Annotated in this window: 10 protein-coding genes and 3 rRNA genes; 6 read left to right on the top strand and 7 right to left on the bottom strand. The window is 67.5% G+C overall.

Annotated elements, in window-relative coordinates:
* Positions 1-42: 42 nt before the first annotated feature.
* A complete protein-coding gene (locus PSED_RS02805; protein WP_013672748.1) occupies positions 43-705 on the bottom strand; it encodes an RraA family protein in 663 nt (220 codons plus the stop codon).
* Positions 702-2,201, bottom strand: a complete 1,500-nt coding sequence (locus PSED_RS02800) for an AMP-binding protein (RefSeq protein WP_013672747.1) — start codon at positions 2,199-2,201, stop codon at positions 702-704. Before PSED_RS02800 ends, PSED_RS02805 begins: the two co-directional genes overlap by 4 nt.
* A gap of 66 nt (positions 2,202-2,267) precedes the next feature.
* Between PSED_RS02800 and PSED_RS02795 the strand changes: the two genes are divergently transcribed.
* The 4 genes from PSED_RS02795 to PSED_RS02780 are packed head-to-tail and all read left to right on the top strand — an operon-like array spanning position 2,268 to position 4,934.
* Positions 2,268-2,603: an EthD family reductase gene (locus tag PSED_RS02795; protein ID WP_013672746.1), complete on the top strand. Its 336-nt coding sequence runs from the start codon at positions 2,268-2,270 to the stop codon at positions 2,601-2,603.
* Between the two features lies 1 nt (position 2,604).
* Positions 2,605-3,402, top strand: coding sequence for an SDR family NAD(P)-dependent oxidoreductase (locus tag PSED_RS02790; RefSeq protein WP_013672745.1), 798 nt, complete (start codon positions 2,605-2,607; stop codon positions 3,400-3,402).
* 17 nt (positions 3,403-3,419) lie between these two features.
* Positions 3,420-3,791, top strand: coding sequence for an RNA-binding S4 domain-containing protein (locus PSED_RS02785; RefSeq protein ID WP_013672744.1), 372 nt, complete (start codon positions 3,420-3,422; stop codon positions 3,789-3,791).
* A 36-nt stretch (positions 3,792-3,827) separates the two neighbouring features.
* Positions 3,828-4,934, top strand: a complete 1,107-nt coding sequence (locus PSED_RS02780) for a quinone-dependent dihydroorotate dehydrogenase (RefSeq protein WP_013672743.1) — start codon at positions 3,828-3,830, stop codon at positions 4,932-4,934.
* Positions 4,935-5,049: 115 nt separating this feature from the next.
* On the opposite strand, the gene rrf is transcribed toward PSED_RS02780, so the two are convergent.
* From rrf to PSED_RS02760, 4 genes are all read right to left on the bottom strand, one after another.
* Positions 5,050-5,166, bottom strand: a 5S ribosomal RNA gene (gene rrf / locus PSED_RS02775).
* Positions 5,167-5,298: 132 nt separating this feature from the next.
* Positions 5,299-8,453 (bottom strand): 23S ribosomal RNA (locus tag PSED_RS02770).
* Between the two features lie 429 nt (positions 8,454-8,882).
* A 16S ribosomal RNA gene (locus PSED_RS02765) occupies positions 8,883-10,402 on the bottom strand.
* Together the 16S, 23S and 5S rRNA genes form the textbook arrangement of a ribosomal RNA operon.
* A 481-nt stretch (positions 10,403-10,883) precedes the next feature.
* Positions 10,884-11,630: an SDR family oxidoreductase gene (locus PSED_RS02760; RefSeq protein WP_013672742.1), complete on the bottom strand. Its 747-nt coding sequence runs from the start codon at positions 11,628-11,630 to the stop codon at positions 10,884-10,886.
* A gap of 153 nt (positions 11,631-11,783) precedes the next feature.
* On the opposite strand from PSED_RS02760, the gene PSED_RS02755 reads away from it, so the two are divergent.
* Both PSED_RS02755 and larC read left to right on the top strand, forming a co-directional pair.
* Positions 11,784-12,176, top strand: a complete 393-nt coding sequence (locus PSED_RS02755; RefSeq protein ID WP_041759220.1) for a DUF4870 domain-containing protein — start codon at positions 11,784-11,786, stop codon at positions 12,174-12,176.
* The gene (gene larC / locus PSED_RS02750; RefSeq protein WP_267939127.1) at positions 12,098-12,937 is read left to right on the top strand and encodes a nickel pincer cofactor biosynthesis protein LarC; all 840 of its coding nucleotides are present in this window, start codon (positions 12,098-12,100) and stop codon (positions 12,935-12,937) included. The genes PSED_RS02755 and larC overlap by 79 nt, the downstream gene beginning before the upstream one ends.
* 40 nt (positions 12,938-12,977) lie before the next feature.
* Here larC and PSED_RS02745 read toward each other — a convergent pair whose 3' ends face one another.
* Positions 12,978-14,045 carry an alanine racemase gene (locus PSED_RS02745; RefSeq protein WP_041759219.1) on the bottom strand — a complete coding sequence of 356 codons (1,068 nt, stop codon included), beginning with the start codon at positions 14,043-14,045 and terminating at the stop codon, positions 12,978-12,980.
* Positions 14,046-14,067 lie beyond the last annotated feature (22 nt).

The raw sequence follows: 14,067 nt of genomic DNA, 5'->3' as shown, positions 1-14,067 counted from the left end.
CTCGTGGGGGCTACTCGTGGGGCCCACCCACGCGGGACGGACTCACGGCGTGAACCCGAGGGCGCTCGGCTTCCCGTCGGCGAGCGCCGCGAGGTGCGCATCCAGTGTCGTCATGCCGGGCAGGTCGCGCCCCTCGGCCATGCCCGCGAGCAGCGCCGCCTCGGCCCGTTCGACCTCTTCGGCACCGGGGATGGCCGCGGCGAACCGCTGGGCCGGACCGACGACGAGCCCGTCGTCGTCACCCACCACGAGATCGCCCGCCTCGACCCGGACCCCGCCGAACGTGACCGGTTCGTCGATGCGCCCGGCGTCGAGCGTCGTCCCGGCCATCGGCGTCGTGCCCCGTGCGTAGACGGGCAGCCCGACGGCCGGGAGCCCGGCCCGGTCGCGGCAGTAGCCGTCGACGACGATCCCCGCCAACCCGCGGCGCCGCGCCTCCGTCGCGAACAGCTCGCCGGAGACGGCCCTGGTCCCGCCGTTCGTGGCGACGACGAGGACCGAACCCGGTGCGGCCGCACGGATCGCGACGAGGAGCGGCAGGTGGTCGTCGTGCGCGACGACGGTGACCGCCGGCCCCGCCAGCCGCACCCCGGGGACGAGCGGACGGATCGCGGGGTCGACGACGGCCAGTGACTTGTCGGCGTCGCACACCGACGAGACCTGCAGGGTCCGGAGCCGGTCGAGGAGGGCGGGGAGATCGGTCATGGGTTCATCGTGGTCGTACGCGGCTCACCGCGCAGCCCCCCGACGCGTGCGGCGCGCAGCGCGCTCCGACGCATCTTCCCGGCGTCGTCGCGCAACGGTTCGTCGGTCTGCTCGTAGGTCCTGGGCTGCTTGTAGCGGGCGAGCCTGGTGGCGAGGTGCGCGCGCAGGTCGTCCTCGACGTCGGCGAGCGGGCGCGCCAGCTGCACGATCGCGTGCACGGTGTTGCCCAGGTCGTCGTCGGGCAGCCCGATCACCGCACTGCTGGTCACCGCCGAGTGCTCCGACAGGGCCGCCTCCACCTCGGCGGGGTACACGTTGGCACCACCGACGAGGATCATGTCCGACCGCCGGTCGGCGAGGTAGAGGTAGCCGTCGGCGTCGAAGTGGCCCATGTCCCCCAACGACTCCCAGCCGTCCTTCGTGCGGGCCTCGGCACCGAGGTAGCGGTACGTGGGCGCGTCGCCGTCGGGACGCATCCAGATCTCGCCCACCTCGCCGGGCGGCAGCGGCGCGCCGTCGGGGCCCCACACCTGCATCGACCCACGTTGCACCCGGCCCACCGAACCGGGCCGCGAGAGCCACTCGACGCCGTCGATCATCGCCGCGGCCTGCGACTCGGTGCCCGCGTAGAGCTCGACGGTCGTCTCCGGTCCGAACCACTCCAGCCAGGCCCGCTTGACGTGCACCGGGCACGGCGCCCCGACGTGCAGCACGGTGCGGATCGACGTCAGGTCCGCCGCCGCGCGGACCTCGTCGGGCAGCCGCAGCATCCGGCCCATCATGGTCGGCACGACGTAGAGCCACGTGACGCCGTGGCGGGCGATCATGTCGAGGGTGCCTGCGGCGTCGAACCGGCTCATGATCACGACGTGCTGCCCCTGCAGCAGGGCCATGAGCGAGAACATGAAGGGCGCGTTGTGGTACAGCGGCGCCGTGACGAGGAAGACGCCGTCGCGGTCGATCCGCAGCGACGGCGCGCGCGCCAGCACCGCCTCCGCCGTCGCCTCCTGTCCGGCGACGATGATCTTCGGACGTCCGGTGCTCCCGCCCGACGTCGGTGCCTTCCACGACGGCCCGACCACCGGGGGCAGCGGCTCGGCCGACGCCTCCGACACATCGTGGTCGACCGGCAGCCACGGCCGCCCGTCACCGGGGTCGACGCCGACGACCAGCGCCGGGTCGGCCAGCGCGACGATCGCCTCCAGCTCGCCGGCCGGGAGCTTGTGCGACACCGGCTGCGGGACCGCACCGAGCTTCCACGCCGCGACCGACGACTCCAGGTGCCGCGCCCGGTTCGCCACCGCGATCGAGACCATCGAGCCCGCGGTGACGCCTCTCGCCGCGAACGCGCGGGCCAGCCGGTTGGTCCGGTCCTCGAACTCCGCACGGGTCAGGGTCGTGTCGTCGTCGGTGACGGCGGGCGCGTCTGGGGCCTCCTCGGCCAGCCGTCGCAGCGTCTCGCCCAGTGAGGTCCGCACCCCGCCACGATCACCCATGGCCGGGGTCGTGGGCAATCACAGCGTGCCTTGACATCCGGTCGGGTGCGACGTTGTGTCGGGGCCATGTACAAGCTCATCGCCACGTGGTCGGCGCCGTCCGCGGAGCAGCTCGACGAGTTCGAGACGCACTACGAGGAGGTGCACGCGCCGGCCGCAGCCGCGGTGCCGCACCTGCGCCGCATCGTCCTCACCCGGACCGCCGACGGGCTCGAGGGCGCGACGCCGGGCTTCCACCGCGTCGCCGAGATGTTCTTCGACTCGCCCGAGGCGCTGGAGGAGAGCAGCACGTCGCCGCAGTGGGCGGCCATGCGCGCCGACGCCGGGGGGATGATCGAGCGGTTCGGCGTGACCCTGACCGTCGCGCTGGGCTGGGAGTCCGAGCTCCCGGTGGGCGGCTGAGATGGACCTGCAACTGACCGGCAAGCGCGCCGTCGTCACCGGTGGGAGCAGCGGGATCGGCCTCGCGGTGGCCGATGGGCTGGCCGCCGAGGGGGTCGACGTCGCCGTCGTCGCCCGGCGCAAGGAGCCCCTCGACGCCGCTGTCGACCAGGTCGCCCGGCACGGCACCCGCGTGCTGGCCGCACCCGCCGACACGGCCGACGACGACTCCGTGCGCGGCATGGCGAAGCAGGTCCTGGACGAGCTCGGCGGTGTGGACATCCTCGTCAACGCCGCGGCCCGGCCCGCAGGCCTCATCCCGCAGCGCGAGCTCGCCGACCTCACCGACGACGACGTCCGCATCGAGCTGGAGACCAAGCTGCTCGGGTACCTCCGCTGTGCCCGCGCGCTGTCGCCGTCGATGATCGAGAGCGGCTGGGGCCGGATCGTCAACGTCTCGGGCCTCAACGCACGCCAGTCCGTCTCCGTCGTCGGCTCGGTGCGCAACATCGCCGTGGCCGCGATGTCGTCCGCGCTGGCCGACGAGCTGGGGCCCAAGGGGATCAACGTCTCCGTCGTGCACCCCGGCATGACCGTCACCACGGGCACCGAGGAGCTCATCGCCTCCCGCGCCCGGCAGCAGGGGATCGACGAGGCGACGATGCGCGCCCGCGCCGAGGCCGGGACCCGCATCGGCCGGCTCGCGACGGCGGCCGAGGTCGCCGACGTCATCGTGTTCCTGTGCTCGCCGCGGGCCGTCGCCATCGCGGGCGACACGATCGCGGCGGGCGGTGGCGCGCGCGGCGTGACGTACTACTGATCGGGCAGGATCGGGGGATGGAGTCCACCCGCCTCGACCGGTGGCTGTGGTCCGTGCGGCTGACCAAGACCAGGTCCGACGCCGCGGCGGCCTGCCGCGGCGGACACGTGCGTGTCAACGACAAGCCGGCCAAGCCCGCGACGCCGGTCAAGGTGGGCGACCACATCCGCGCCCGGGTCAACGACCGCACCCGCATCGTCGAGGTCACCCAGGTCATCGAGAAGCGGGTCGGGGCCCCGGTCGCGGAGCAGTGTTATGTCGACAACACTCCGATCGCGCCCATTTCCGACGCCGTTCCGGTGGCTCGCCGCGACCGCGGCGCCGGACGTCCCACGAAGCGTGACCGGCGCGTCCTGGACGAGTGGCGCCGCGGCCTCAGCCCACCCTGACCGCGGGCACTCTGCGGTGACCACCAAGATGGGGTCATGTACGACGCGTTGTACCGCCATGTCCTGCGCCGGGTCCCGGCCGAGCCTGCGCACCGCGTCGGCTTCGCCCTGATCCGCGCTGCGGCCGGTCCCGCGCCGTTCGGCCGCCCGTGGGCGGCGCTGCGTGGGCCGGTCGATCCGGTGCTCGCCTCCCGGGTCATGGGCATCGACTTCCCCGCACCCCTGGGCCTCGCCGCGGGATTCGACAAGGACGGGGAGGGCGCCCGCGCCCTGTGCCGTCTCGGGTTCGGTTTCGTCGAGGTCGGGACGGTGACGGCCCGCGCCCAACCCGGCAACCCGACGCCGCGGCTGTTCCGGCTTCCCGACGACCACGCCCTGGTCAACCGCATGGGGTTCAACAACTCCGGCGCCGAGGTCGTCGCCGCGCGACTGCGCGCCCAGCGCGCCGCTCGCGGCGAGCGCGTCGTCATCGGCGTGAACATCGGCAAGAGCAAGGCGGCCGAGCCCGACGAGGCCGTCGCCGATTACACGCGCAGCGCCGAACTGCTCGGCCCGCATGCCGACTACATGGTCGTCAACGTCAGCTCGCCGAACACGCCGGGCCTGCGCGACCTGCAGCAGGTCTCGGTGCTGCGGCCGCTGCTGGCCGCGGTGCGCGAGACCCTCGACCGGGTCTGCGCCACGGTGCACGTGCCGCTGCTCGTGAAGATCACGACGGACCTCGCCTCCGAGGACATCGACGCCGTCGCCGACACCGCCCGCGAGCTGGGGCTCGACGGGGTCGTCGCCACCAACACGACGGTCTCCCGCACCGGCCTGGCCACACCCCCGGCCGTGCTCGAGCAGATCGGCGCCGGCGGCGTGTCGGGCCGCCCCCTGTCCGCGCCGGGGCTCGCCGTCGTGCGCCGGCTGCGCGAGCGCCTCGAGGGCACCTTGACGATCATCTCGGTCGGTGGCATCGAGACCGCCGAGGACGCGTACGCCCGGATCCGCGCAGGCGCCTCGCTCGTGCAGGGCTACACGGGTTTCATCTATCGCGGCCACCGCTGGCCGGTCCGGATTCATCGCGATCTCGCCCGGCTGATTCGTGCCGACGGTTTCACCTCGATCGCCGACGCCGTGGGCGCCGACGCCCGGGCCTGACCGGCCGGAGCTCTCGGGCCCGATCGCCGCCGGGCCGTAAGCAACGCGGAGAACGGCCGGCGCAGAAATAGAAATAGGCCCCAACCATCAAGGCTGGGGCCTATTCCACATTTGATGCCGGCAGTGACCTACTCTCCCACACCCTGGCGAGTGCAGTACCATCGGCGCTGGAGGGCTTAGCTTCCGGGTTCGGGATGGGACCGGGCGTTTCCCCTCCGCCATGACCACCGACAACACTATCCAAACAAAAACCCGACCCCCCACCCCCAAACAACAGGGCAGAGACCCGAGACAGAACACCAACCCACCCCACAATCAGGGGAGTTGTGTGCTCAGGGTCACACAGTGGATGCGAACAACACGTTGTGGCAAGCCCTCGGCCTATTAGTACCAGTCAACTCCACCCCTCACAGGGCTTCCATCTCTGGCCTATCAACCCAGTAGTCTGCTGGGGGCCTTAACCACGCAAGGTGGTGGGAGACCTCATCTTGGAACGAGCTTCCCGCTTAGATGCCTTCAGCGGTTATCCCTTCCGAACATAGCCAACCAGCCATGCCCCTGGCGGGACAACTGGCACACCAGAGGTTCGTCCGTCCCGGTCCTCTCGTACTAGGGACAGCCTTCCTCAAGTCTCCTACGCGCGCGGCGGATAGGGACCGAACTGTCTCACGACGTTCTAAACCCAGCTCGCGTACCGCTTTAATGGGCGAACAGCCCAACCCTTGGGACCTACTCCAGCCCCAGGATGCGACGAGCCGACATCGAGGTGCCAAACCATGCCGTCGATATGGACTCTTGGGCAAGATCAGCCTGTTATCCCCGGGGTACCTTTTATCCGTTGAGCGACACCCCTTCCACCAGGAGGTGCCGGATCACTAGTCCCGACTTTCGTCCCTGCTCGACCCGTCGGTCTCACAGTCAAGCTCCCTTGTGCACTTACACTCAACACCTGATTGCCAACCAGGCTGAGGGAACCTTTGGGCGCCTCCGTTACCCTTTAGGAGGCAACCGCCCCAGTTAAACTACCCACCAGGCACTGTCCCTGAACCAGATCATGGCCCGAGGTTAAGACACCCAATTCGACCAGAGTGGTATTTCAACAACGACTCCACAACCACTGGCGTGGCCACTTCACAGTCTCCCACCTATCCTACACAAGCCGAACCGAGCACCAATACCAAGCTGTAGTAAAGGTCCCGGGGTCTTTCCGTCCTGCCGCGCGTAACGAGCATCTTTACTCGTAGTGCAATTTCGCCGAGTCTCTGGTCGAGACAGCGCCCAAGTCGTTACGCCATTCGTGCAGGTCGGAACTTACCCGACAAGGAATTTCGCTACCTTAGGATGGTTATAGTTACCACCGCCGTTTACTGGCGCTTAAATTCTCCGCTTCGCCCCCGAAGGGACTAACAGGTCCTCTTAACGTTCCAGCACCGGGCAGGCGTCAGTCCGTATACATCGTCTTGCGACTTCGCACGGACCTGTGTTTTTAGTAAACAGTCGCTTGGGCCTGGTCTCTGCGACCGGCTGCCCCTAGCCCGCAAGGAGCTTCAGAGCCTCCGGCCCCCCTTCTCCCGAAGTTACGGGGGTATTTTGCCGAGTTCCTTAACCAGAGTTCACTCGATCGCCTCGGTATTCTCTACCTGACCACCTGTGTCGGTTTAGGGTACGGGCCGCAACAGCACTCGCTAGAGGCTTTTCTCGGCAGCATGGGATCACCCTACTTCGCCTCAATCGGCTACGCATCACCTCTCACCCACGACATCAAAGTCAGACACCCGGATTTACCTGGATGTCGGGCTACAGGCTTGCACCAGGACAACCAACGCCTGGCGGGACTACCCTCCTGCGTCACCCCATCGCTTGCCTACTACCGGATCGGGTCCCACGCTCCCCCCACAACCATCCCCGAAGGGACAGAAAGAGGTTCGGATGGTCAGCATCACCGGCCTCGACACGGACGCACCATCACGGGCACGGGAATATCAACCCGTTGTCCATCGACTACGCCTGACGGCCTCGCCTTAGGTCCCGGCTCACCCTGGGCGGATTAACCTGGCCCAGGAACCCTTGGTCATTCGGCGGCAGAGGTTCTCACTCTGCATTCGCTACTCATGCCTGCATTCTCACTCGCACACCCTCCACCCCTCGATCACTCGGAGGCTTCACCGGATGCACGACGCTCCCCTACCCATCCCAACGACTACACCACCCACCAGGGACAAACCCCGACAGGCCGGCGGATCAAAGCTGGAATGCCACGGCTTCGGCGGTGCGCTTGAGCCCCGCTACATTGTCGGCGCAGGACCACTTGACCAGTGAGCTATTACGCACTCTTTCAAGGGTGGCTGCTTCTAAGCCAACCTCCTGGTTGTCTGGGCGATCCCACATCCTTTCCCACTTAGCACACGCTTAGGGGCCTTAGCCGGTGATCTGGGCTGTTTCCCTCTCGACTACGAAGCTTATCCCCCGCAGTCTCACTGCCACGCTAGAAATACCGGCATTCGGAGTTTGGTTGACTTCAGTAAGCTTGTCGGCCCCCTAGGCCATCCAGTGCTCTACCTCCGGTACCCACCACGCGACGCTGCACCTAAATGCATTTCGGGGAGAACCAGCTATCACGGAGTTTGATTGGCCTTTCACCCCTACCCACAGCTCATCCCCCAGGTTTTCAACCCTGGTGGGTTCGGGCCTCCACCACGTCTTACCGTAGCTTCACCCTGGCCATGGGTAGATCACTCCGCTTCGGGTCTACACCCCGCGACTACACGCCCTATTCAGACTCGCTTTCGCTACGGCTACCCCACACGGGTTAACCTCGCCACGAAGCATAACTCGCAGGCTCATTCTTCAAAAGGCACGCCATCACCACCACAACCCAAAGATCGCAGCACGGCTCTGACGGCTTGTAGGCACACGGTTTCAGGTACTCTTTCACTCCCCTCCCGGGGTACTTTTCACCTTTCCCTCACGGTACTAGTCCGCTATCGGTCACCAGGGAGTATTTAGGCTTAGCGGGTGGTCCCGCCAGATTCACAGCAAATTCCACGAGCTCGCTGCTACTCGGGAATACGGTCCATCACAGGCTGCATGTTTTCGCGTACGGGGGCTCTCACCCACTACGGCGACCCTTCCCAGAAGTCTTCCACTAACACACAGACACCACGATCCGCAGTCCGGCAGAACCACGACGACCACATCCCACAACACCGCATCCGCAACCCCTGCCGGGTATCACACGAACACGGTTTAGCCTCATCCGCTTTCGCTCGCCACTACTCACGGAATCACAATTGTTTTCTCTTCCTGTGGGTACTGAGATGTTTCACTTCCCCACGTTCCCCCTTGCACCCTATGAATTCAGATACAAGTGACACCCCATGACGGGTGCCGGGTTTCCCCATTCGGACACCCTCGGATCACAGCTCGGTTGACAGCTCCCCGAGGACTATCGCGGCCTCCCACGTCCTTCATCGGCTCCTGATGCCCAGGCATCCACCGTGTGCCCTTACACACTTGACCACAACAAGATGCTCGCATCCACTATGCAACACTCAACACACAACCACACCCCGAAACCAAGAACCCACCACACCCACACCCCGACCACGTCAGAGCAACACCCAGCACCACAGCACCGAGCACCAGGGATGCGTTAGGGAACCACGCCCAGGAGCGGACCAGAAAAAACAACCCCAACCACCACAACGGCGGCCCGAGTGTCTCCTCAGGACCCAACAGTGTGCCGAACCCCCCCCAGAAAACCCGGGGAAAGCCATCGAATCAGCAGAAAATGTTCCACCCAGCCACACCACACACCCAACCCCCAAACCAGGAGCCGGCGCGCTGTTCACGGTGCGGAATCAGATGAAAGGAGAACCAACCCTCAACACGCGGACACACAGTCCACACACTCGGCCTGGTCACCTCACCACACGGTGAGCTCCTTAGAAAGGAGGTGATCCAGCCGCACCTTCCGGTACGGCTACCTTGTTACGACTTCGTCCCAATCGCCAGTCCCACCTTCGACAACTCCCTCCCACAAGGGGTTAGGCCGTCGGCTTCGGGTGTTACCAACTTTCGTGACGTGACGGGCGGTGTGTACAAGGCCCGGGAACGTATTCACCGCAGCGTTGCTGATCTGCGATTACTAGCGACTCCAACTTCACGGGGTCGAGTTGCAGACCCCGATCCGAACTGAGACAAGCTTTAAGGGATTCGCTCCACCTCACGGTCTCGCAGCCCTCTGTACTTGCCATTGTAGCATGTGTGAAGCCCTGGACATAAGGGGCATGATGACTTGACGTCATCCCCACCTTCCTCCGAGTTGACCCCGGCAGTCTCCCATGAGTCCCCGGCATAACCCGCTGGCAACATGGAACGAGGGTTGCGCTCGTTGCGGGACTTAACCCAACATCTCACGACACGAGCTGACGACAGCCATGCACCACCTGCACACCAACCACAAGGGAAGCCCTATCTCTAGGGATGTCTGGTGCATGTCAAACCCAGGTAAGGTTCTTCGCGTTGCATCGAATTAATCCACATGCTCCGCCGCTTGTGCGGGCCCCCGTCAATTCCTTTGAGTTTTAGCCTTGCGGCCGTACTCCCCAGGCGGGGCGCTTAATGCGTTAGCTGCGGCACAGAGACCGTGGAATGGCCCCCACACCTAGCGCCCAACGTTTACGGCGTGGACTACCAGGGTATCTAATCCTGTTCGCTCCCCACGCTTTCGCTCCTCAGCGTCAGTATCGGCCCAGAGACCCGCCTTCGCCACCGGTGTTCCTCCTGATATCTGCGCATTTCACCGCTACACCAGGAATTCCAGTCTCCCCTGCCGAACTCCAGTCATGCCCGTATCGACCGCAAGCCCACAGTTAAGCTGCAGGTTTTCACGACCGACGCGACAGACCGCCTACGAGCTCTTTACGCCCAATAATTCCGGACAACGCTCGCACCCTACGTGTTACCGCGGCTGCTGGCACGTAGTTGGCCGGTGCTTCTTATCCAGGTACCGTCACTCACGCTTCGTCCCTGGCGAAAGAGGTTTACAACCCGAAGGCCGTCATCCCCCACGCGGCGTCGCTGCGTCAGGCTTCCGCCCATTGCGCAATATTCCCCACTGCTGCCTCCCGTAGGAGTCTGGGCCGTGTCTCAGTCCCAGTGTGGCCGGTCGCCCTCTCAGGCCGGCTACCCGTCGTCGCCTTGGTAGGCCATCACCCCACCAACAAGCTGATAGGCCGCGGGCCCATCCCCCACCGAAAAAACTTTCCACCACACACCATGCGATCCGTGGTCATATCCGGTATTAGACCCAGTTTCCCAGGCTTATCCCAGAGTGGAGGGCAGGTCACCCACGTGTTACTCACCCGTTCGCCGCTCGTGTACCCCGAAAGGCCTTACCGCTCGACTTGCATGTGTTAAGCACGCCGCCAGCGTTCGTCCTGAGCCAGGATCAAACTCTCCAACAAAATCCCTGACAAAACAAACACACACCCACCCCGAAACGGGGGTCCCGAAAGTGAGCGCAAAACAAACTGGCACAAACCGCCAATCCGAAAAACAAGCTCGACACACTGTTGAGTTCTCAAAAGACACCCGCACACCATCGACCAACCCTCGAAAGGGCCGGAGTCCCGGGGCGCCCGCAACAACATACTCTCCGAAGAGAGCCGCCTTGCGGGAGGTGGTCAGCGGGCCTGGTGACCGTTCCCCTCGGGGCCCGTTCTGTCCGGCGTCTCGCTGACGAAGAGAAAGTTACAGGAGCCCGTGAGGGCCCTGCAAATCGCCCCCCTCAACACACTCTGACCTGCGAGAACAGGCCCGAAATCGGGCCGATTCGGGGCCTCTCATGACCCAGGTCACGTCCGTGATCGTCGATCTCCCGGGGTCGCGACGCGACGCTCGGCCGATCGTCGCAGGTCAGCGGGGCGGTGATCGTCGAAAAAAAGTTCAGCCGCGCCCGATGTAGGGCATCGTGCGGGCGGCAATCGTCATGAACTGGACATTCGCCTCGAGGGGCAGGCCCGCCATGTAGAGCACCGCCCCGGCGACGTGCTGGACGTCGAACGTCGCCTCGGCGGCGACCGACCCGTCGGCCTGGCGCGCCCCGGTGGAGAAGCCGGCCGTCATGTCCGTCGCGGCGTTGCCGATGTCGATCTGGCCGCAGGCGATGCCGAAGGGCCTGCCGTCGAGGGACAGGCTCTTGGTCAGGCCGGTGACCCCGTGCTTCGTGGCGGTGTACGCGGCGCTCCACGGCCGTGGCACCTGCGCGGAGATGGACCCGTTGTTGATGATGCGGCCGCCCTGCGGCGACTGCGCCCGCATCTGCGCGAACGCGGCCCTGGCACAGAGGAAGGAGCCGGTGAGGTTGGTGCGCACCGTCTCGAGCCAGGCCTCGACCGGCAGCTCGTCGGGCGTCGCGGAGGTCCCGAAGGTGCCGGCGTTGTTGAACAGGACGTCGACGCGGCCCCAGCGCTCCCGGACGGCGTCGAACAGGGCGTCGACGGATCCCGGGTCCCCGACGTCGGTGACGACGGTGAGGCCGTCGGCACCGTCGAGCGTCTCGACGAGGGGCCCTTCGCGACGCCCGGCGAGTGCCAGCCGGTACCCCGCGTCGCGGAACGCCCGCGCCACGACCCGCCCGATCCCCGAACCCGCGCCCGTCACCACCACGACAGGGCCGTCCGACACCGTCATCGATCTCCTGCCCGTGAGCGTCGTGACCGCCCGGCGACCGCACCGGCGATCTTGTCCTCACAGACTGGCGTGGCGGCTCGCGTCGCGCCACCCCTTCGACGGCTCCGGACGGATCCACCCCTCCGGACCGGCGAGAACTGTTTCAATGGAGCCATGACCGCTCCGCCCCCGCCGTCCGGATCGTGGGATCCCGGCGGCCGACCGGGTCCACTCACCTCCGAGGACCGGAACTGGGCGATGGCCGCACACGTCGGCAGCATCGTGACGGCGTGGTTCGCCCTCGGCCTCATCGCGCCGCTGGTCGTGCTCCTGCTCCGGGGCGCCGCCTCGCCGTTCGTCCGGCGGCACGCCGTCGAGTCGCTGAACTTCCAGATCAACGCGTTCGTCCTCACTATCGTGTTCGCGCTGCTGATGTTCGTGCTCGTCGGCTTCATCCTGCTGCCGGTCTACGGCGTCTTCTACCTCGTCTGCGTCGTGATCGCGACGGTCAGGGCGTCGAACGGCGAGGAGTACCGCTACCCGCTGACCGTCCGGCTCGTCTCCTGAGCGCCACGGGCAGGGGCGCGGCGACGGCCGGCACCGGGCGCGTCGGCTGGTTCGACTGCGCGGCAGGGGCGGCCGGGGACATGCTGCTCGCCGCTCTCGTCGACGCGGGCGCCGATCTCGACGTGGTGGCCGAGCACGTCGGAAGGCTCGGTGTCGAGCCGATGACGTTGCGTCGCACGCTCGTCGAGCGGCACGCCATCGGCGCGGTGAAGATCGACGTCCTCGCCCCGGCCGATGCCGAGCACCGGACCTGGAAGGGCGTCCGCGCGCTGCTCGACGCGGCGGACCTGCCCGGGCCCGTCGCCGCGCTGGCGCACGACGCGTTCGCCCGGCTCGCCGCGGCGGAGGGCCGCGTCCACCGCATCGACCCGCAGGACGTGCACTTCCACGAGGTCGGGGCCCTCGACGCGCTCGCCGACGTCGTGGGGGTGGCGTCGGCGTTGCACCTGCTCGAGCTCGACGAGCTGCACGCGAGCCCGGTCGCGCTCGGCAGCGGGACGAGCCGGGGCAGCCACGGGCTGATCCCCGTTCCGGCCCCCGCGACGCTGGAGATCCTGCGCGCGGCGCAGGCGCCCTGCTACGCAGGTCCGTCGCCGCGCGAGATGTGCACCCCGACGGGCGCGGCACTGCTCGCGGCGGCCGTGACCACCTGGGGGCAGCTGCCGCGGATGGTTCCGCGGGCCATCGGCGTCGGCGCGGGATCGCGGGACCTCGCCGAGGTGCCCAACGTCGTCCGGCTGGTCGTCGGCGACCGGGCCTGAATCCCGTCGGGATCAGGCAGTCGGGGTCAGACAGTCGGGGTCAGACGTTGGCCCCCGCGGCGGTGATCGGCCACCGGCCGACGATCGCGCCACCTGCCGACACGACGTACTCGCGCGCGAGGTTGGCCGCGGCGCAGACGTGGTTGGGCGCCATCGCGAGCCGCTCACCCAGCTCCGGCAGCGCGACGCCCTCGGGGAACGCGACGACGGCGTGGTGCTCCGAGAGCAGCACGACGCGCGCCTCCGGTACCGACGGCACCCGGCCCGCGCCCGTCGCCCACACTGGCCGATCGGCGCCGAGGACCTTGCCGCCCGCATCGAGCACGACCCGGCCGGCCTCGCGGGACACGACGGTCCCGACCGCGGTGAGGGCCACGTCGTCCCAGCCGCAGGTGCCGAGCTCGACCTGCTGCGCGTCGTTGAACACGTAGACGCCCGGGCGGACCTCGGTGAGCACGGTCGGGTCGCTCGCGGCGAGCGTCGGCGTCGAGCCGCCGCTGACCTCGAGCACGTCGAAGCCGTTGCCCCGCAACAGCTCGGCCGCCTTCGCGAGGGCCGCGGACTCGTCGGCGGCCGCACCGGCGGCAGCACCCGGTGCATAGCCGTGGCCGGGGAAGGTGAAGACCCCCGCGACGCGCAGCCCGGCGCGGTCGGCCGCACGGGCGACCTCGGGCGCGCGCTCGGGCGCGACTCCGCTGCGTCGCATCCCGCTGTCGATCTCGACCAGCACCGATGCGCCGGTCCCCGCCAGGGCGAGGCCCAGATGCCGGGCGGCCTCCGGCGAGTCGACGCCCACCCGGAGGTCCACCCGCTGCGCGAGTGCCCGCAGCCGCGCGCCGCGAGGGCCTGCGGCCCAGACCGGATAGGCGACGAAGAGGTCCGTCGCCCCGGCGCGGCAGAAGATCTCCGCCTCGGAGACGGTCGCGACCGTCAGGCCCACCGCGCCGGCCTCGACCTGGCGACGCGCGATCTCGGGGCTCTTGTGCGTCTTGACGTGCGGCCGTAGCCGCAGCCCGGCCGCGCGGGCGTGCTCGGCGGCGCGGTCCAGGTTGCGGGTCAGGACGTCGAGATCGACGGCGAGGTACGGGGTGGCCGGCTCGTCGGTCATGAGCCCATCGTGCGTGATCGTC

Origin of the sequence: Pseudonocardia benzenivorans CB1190 (assembly GCF_000196675.2) — a bacterium.
In the GTDB taxonomy this organism is placed as follows: domain Bacteria; phylum Actinomycetota; class Actinomycetes; order Mycobacteriales; family Pseudonocardiaceae; genus Pseudonocardia; species Pseudonocardia benzenivorans.
The sequence above is the reverse complement of the archived record's forward strand: the minus strand, read 5'-3'. Positions and strand labels throughout refer to the sequence as shown.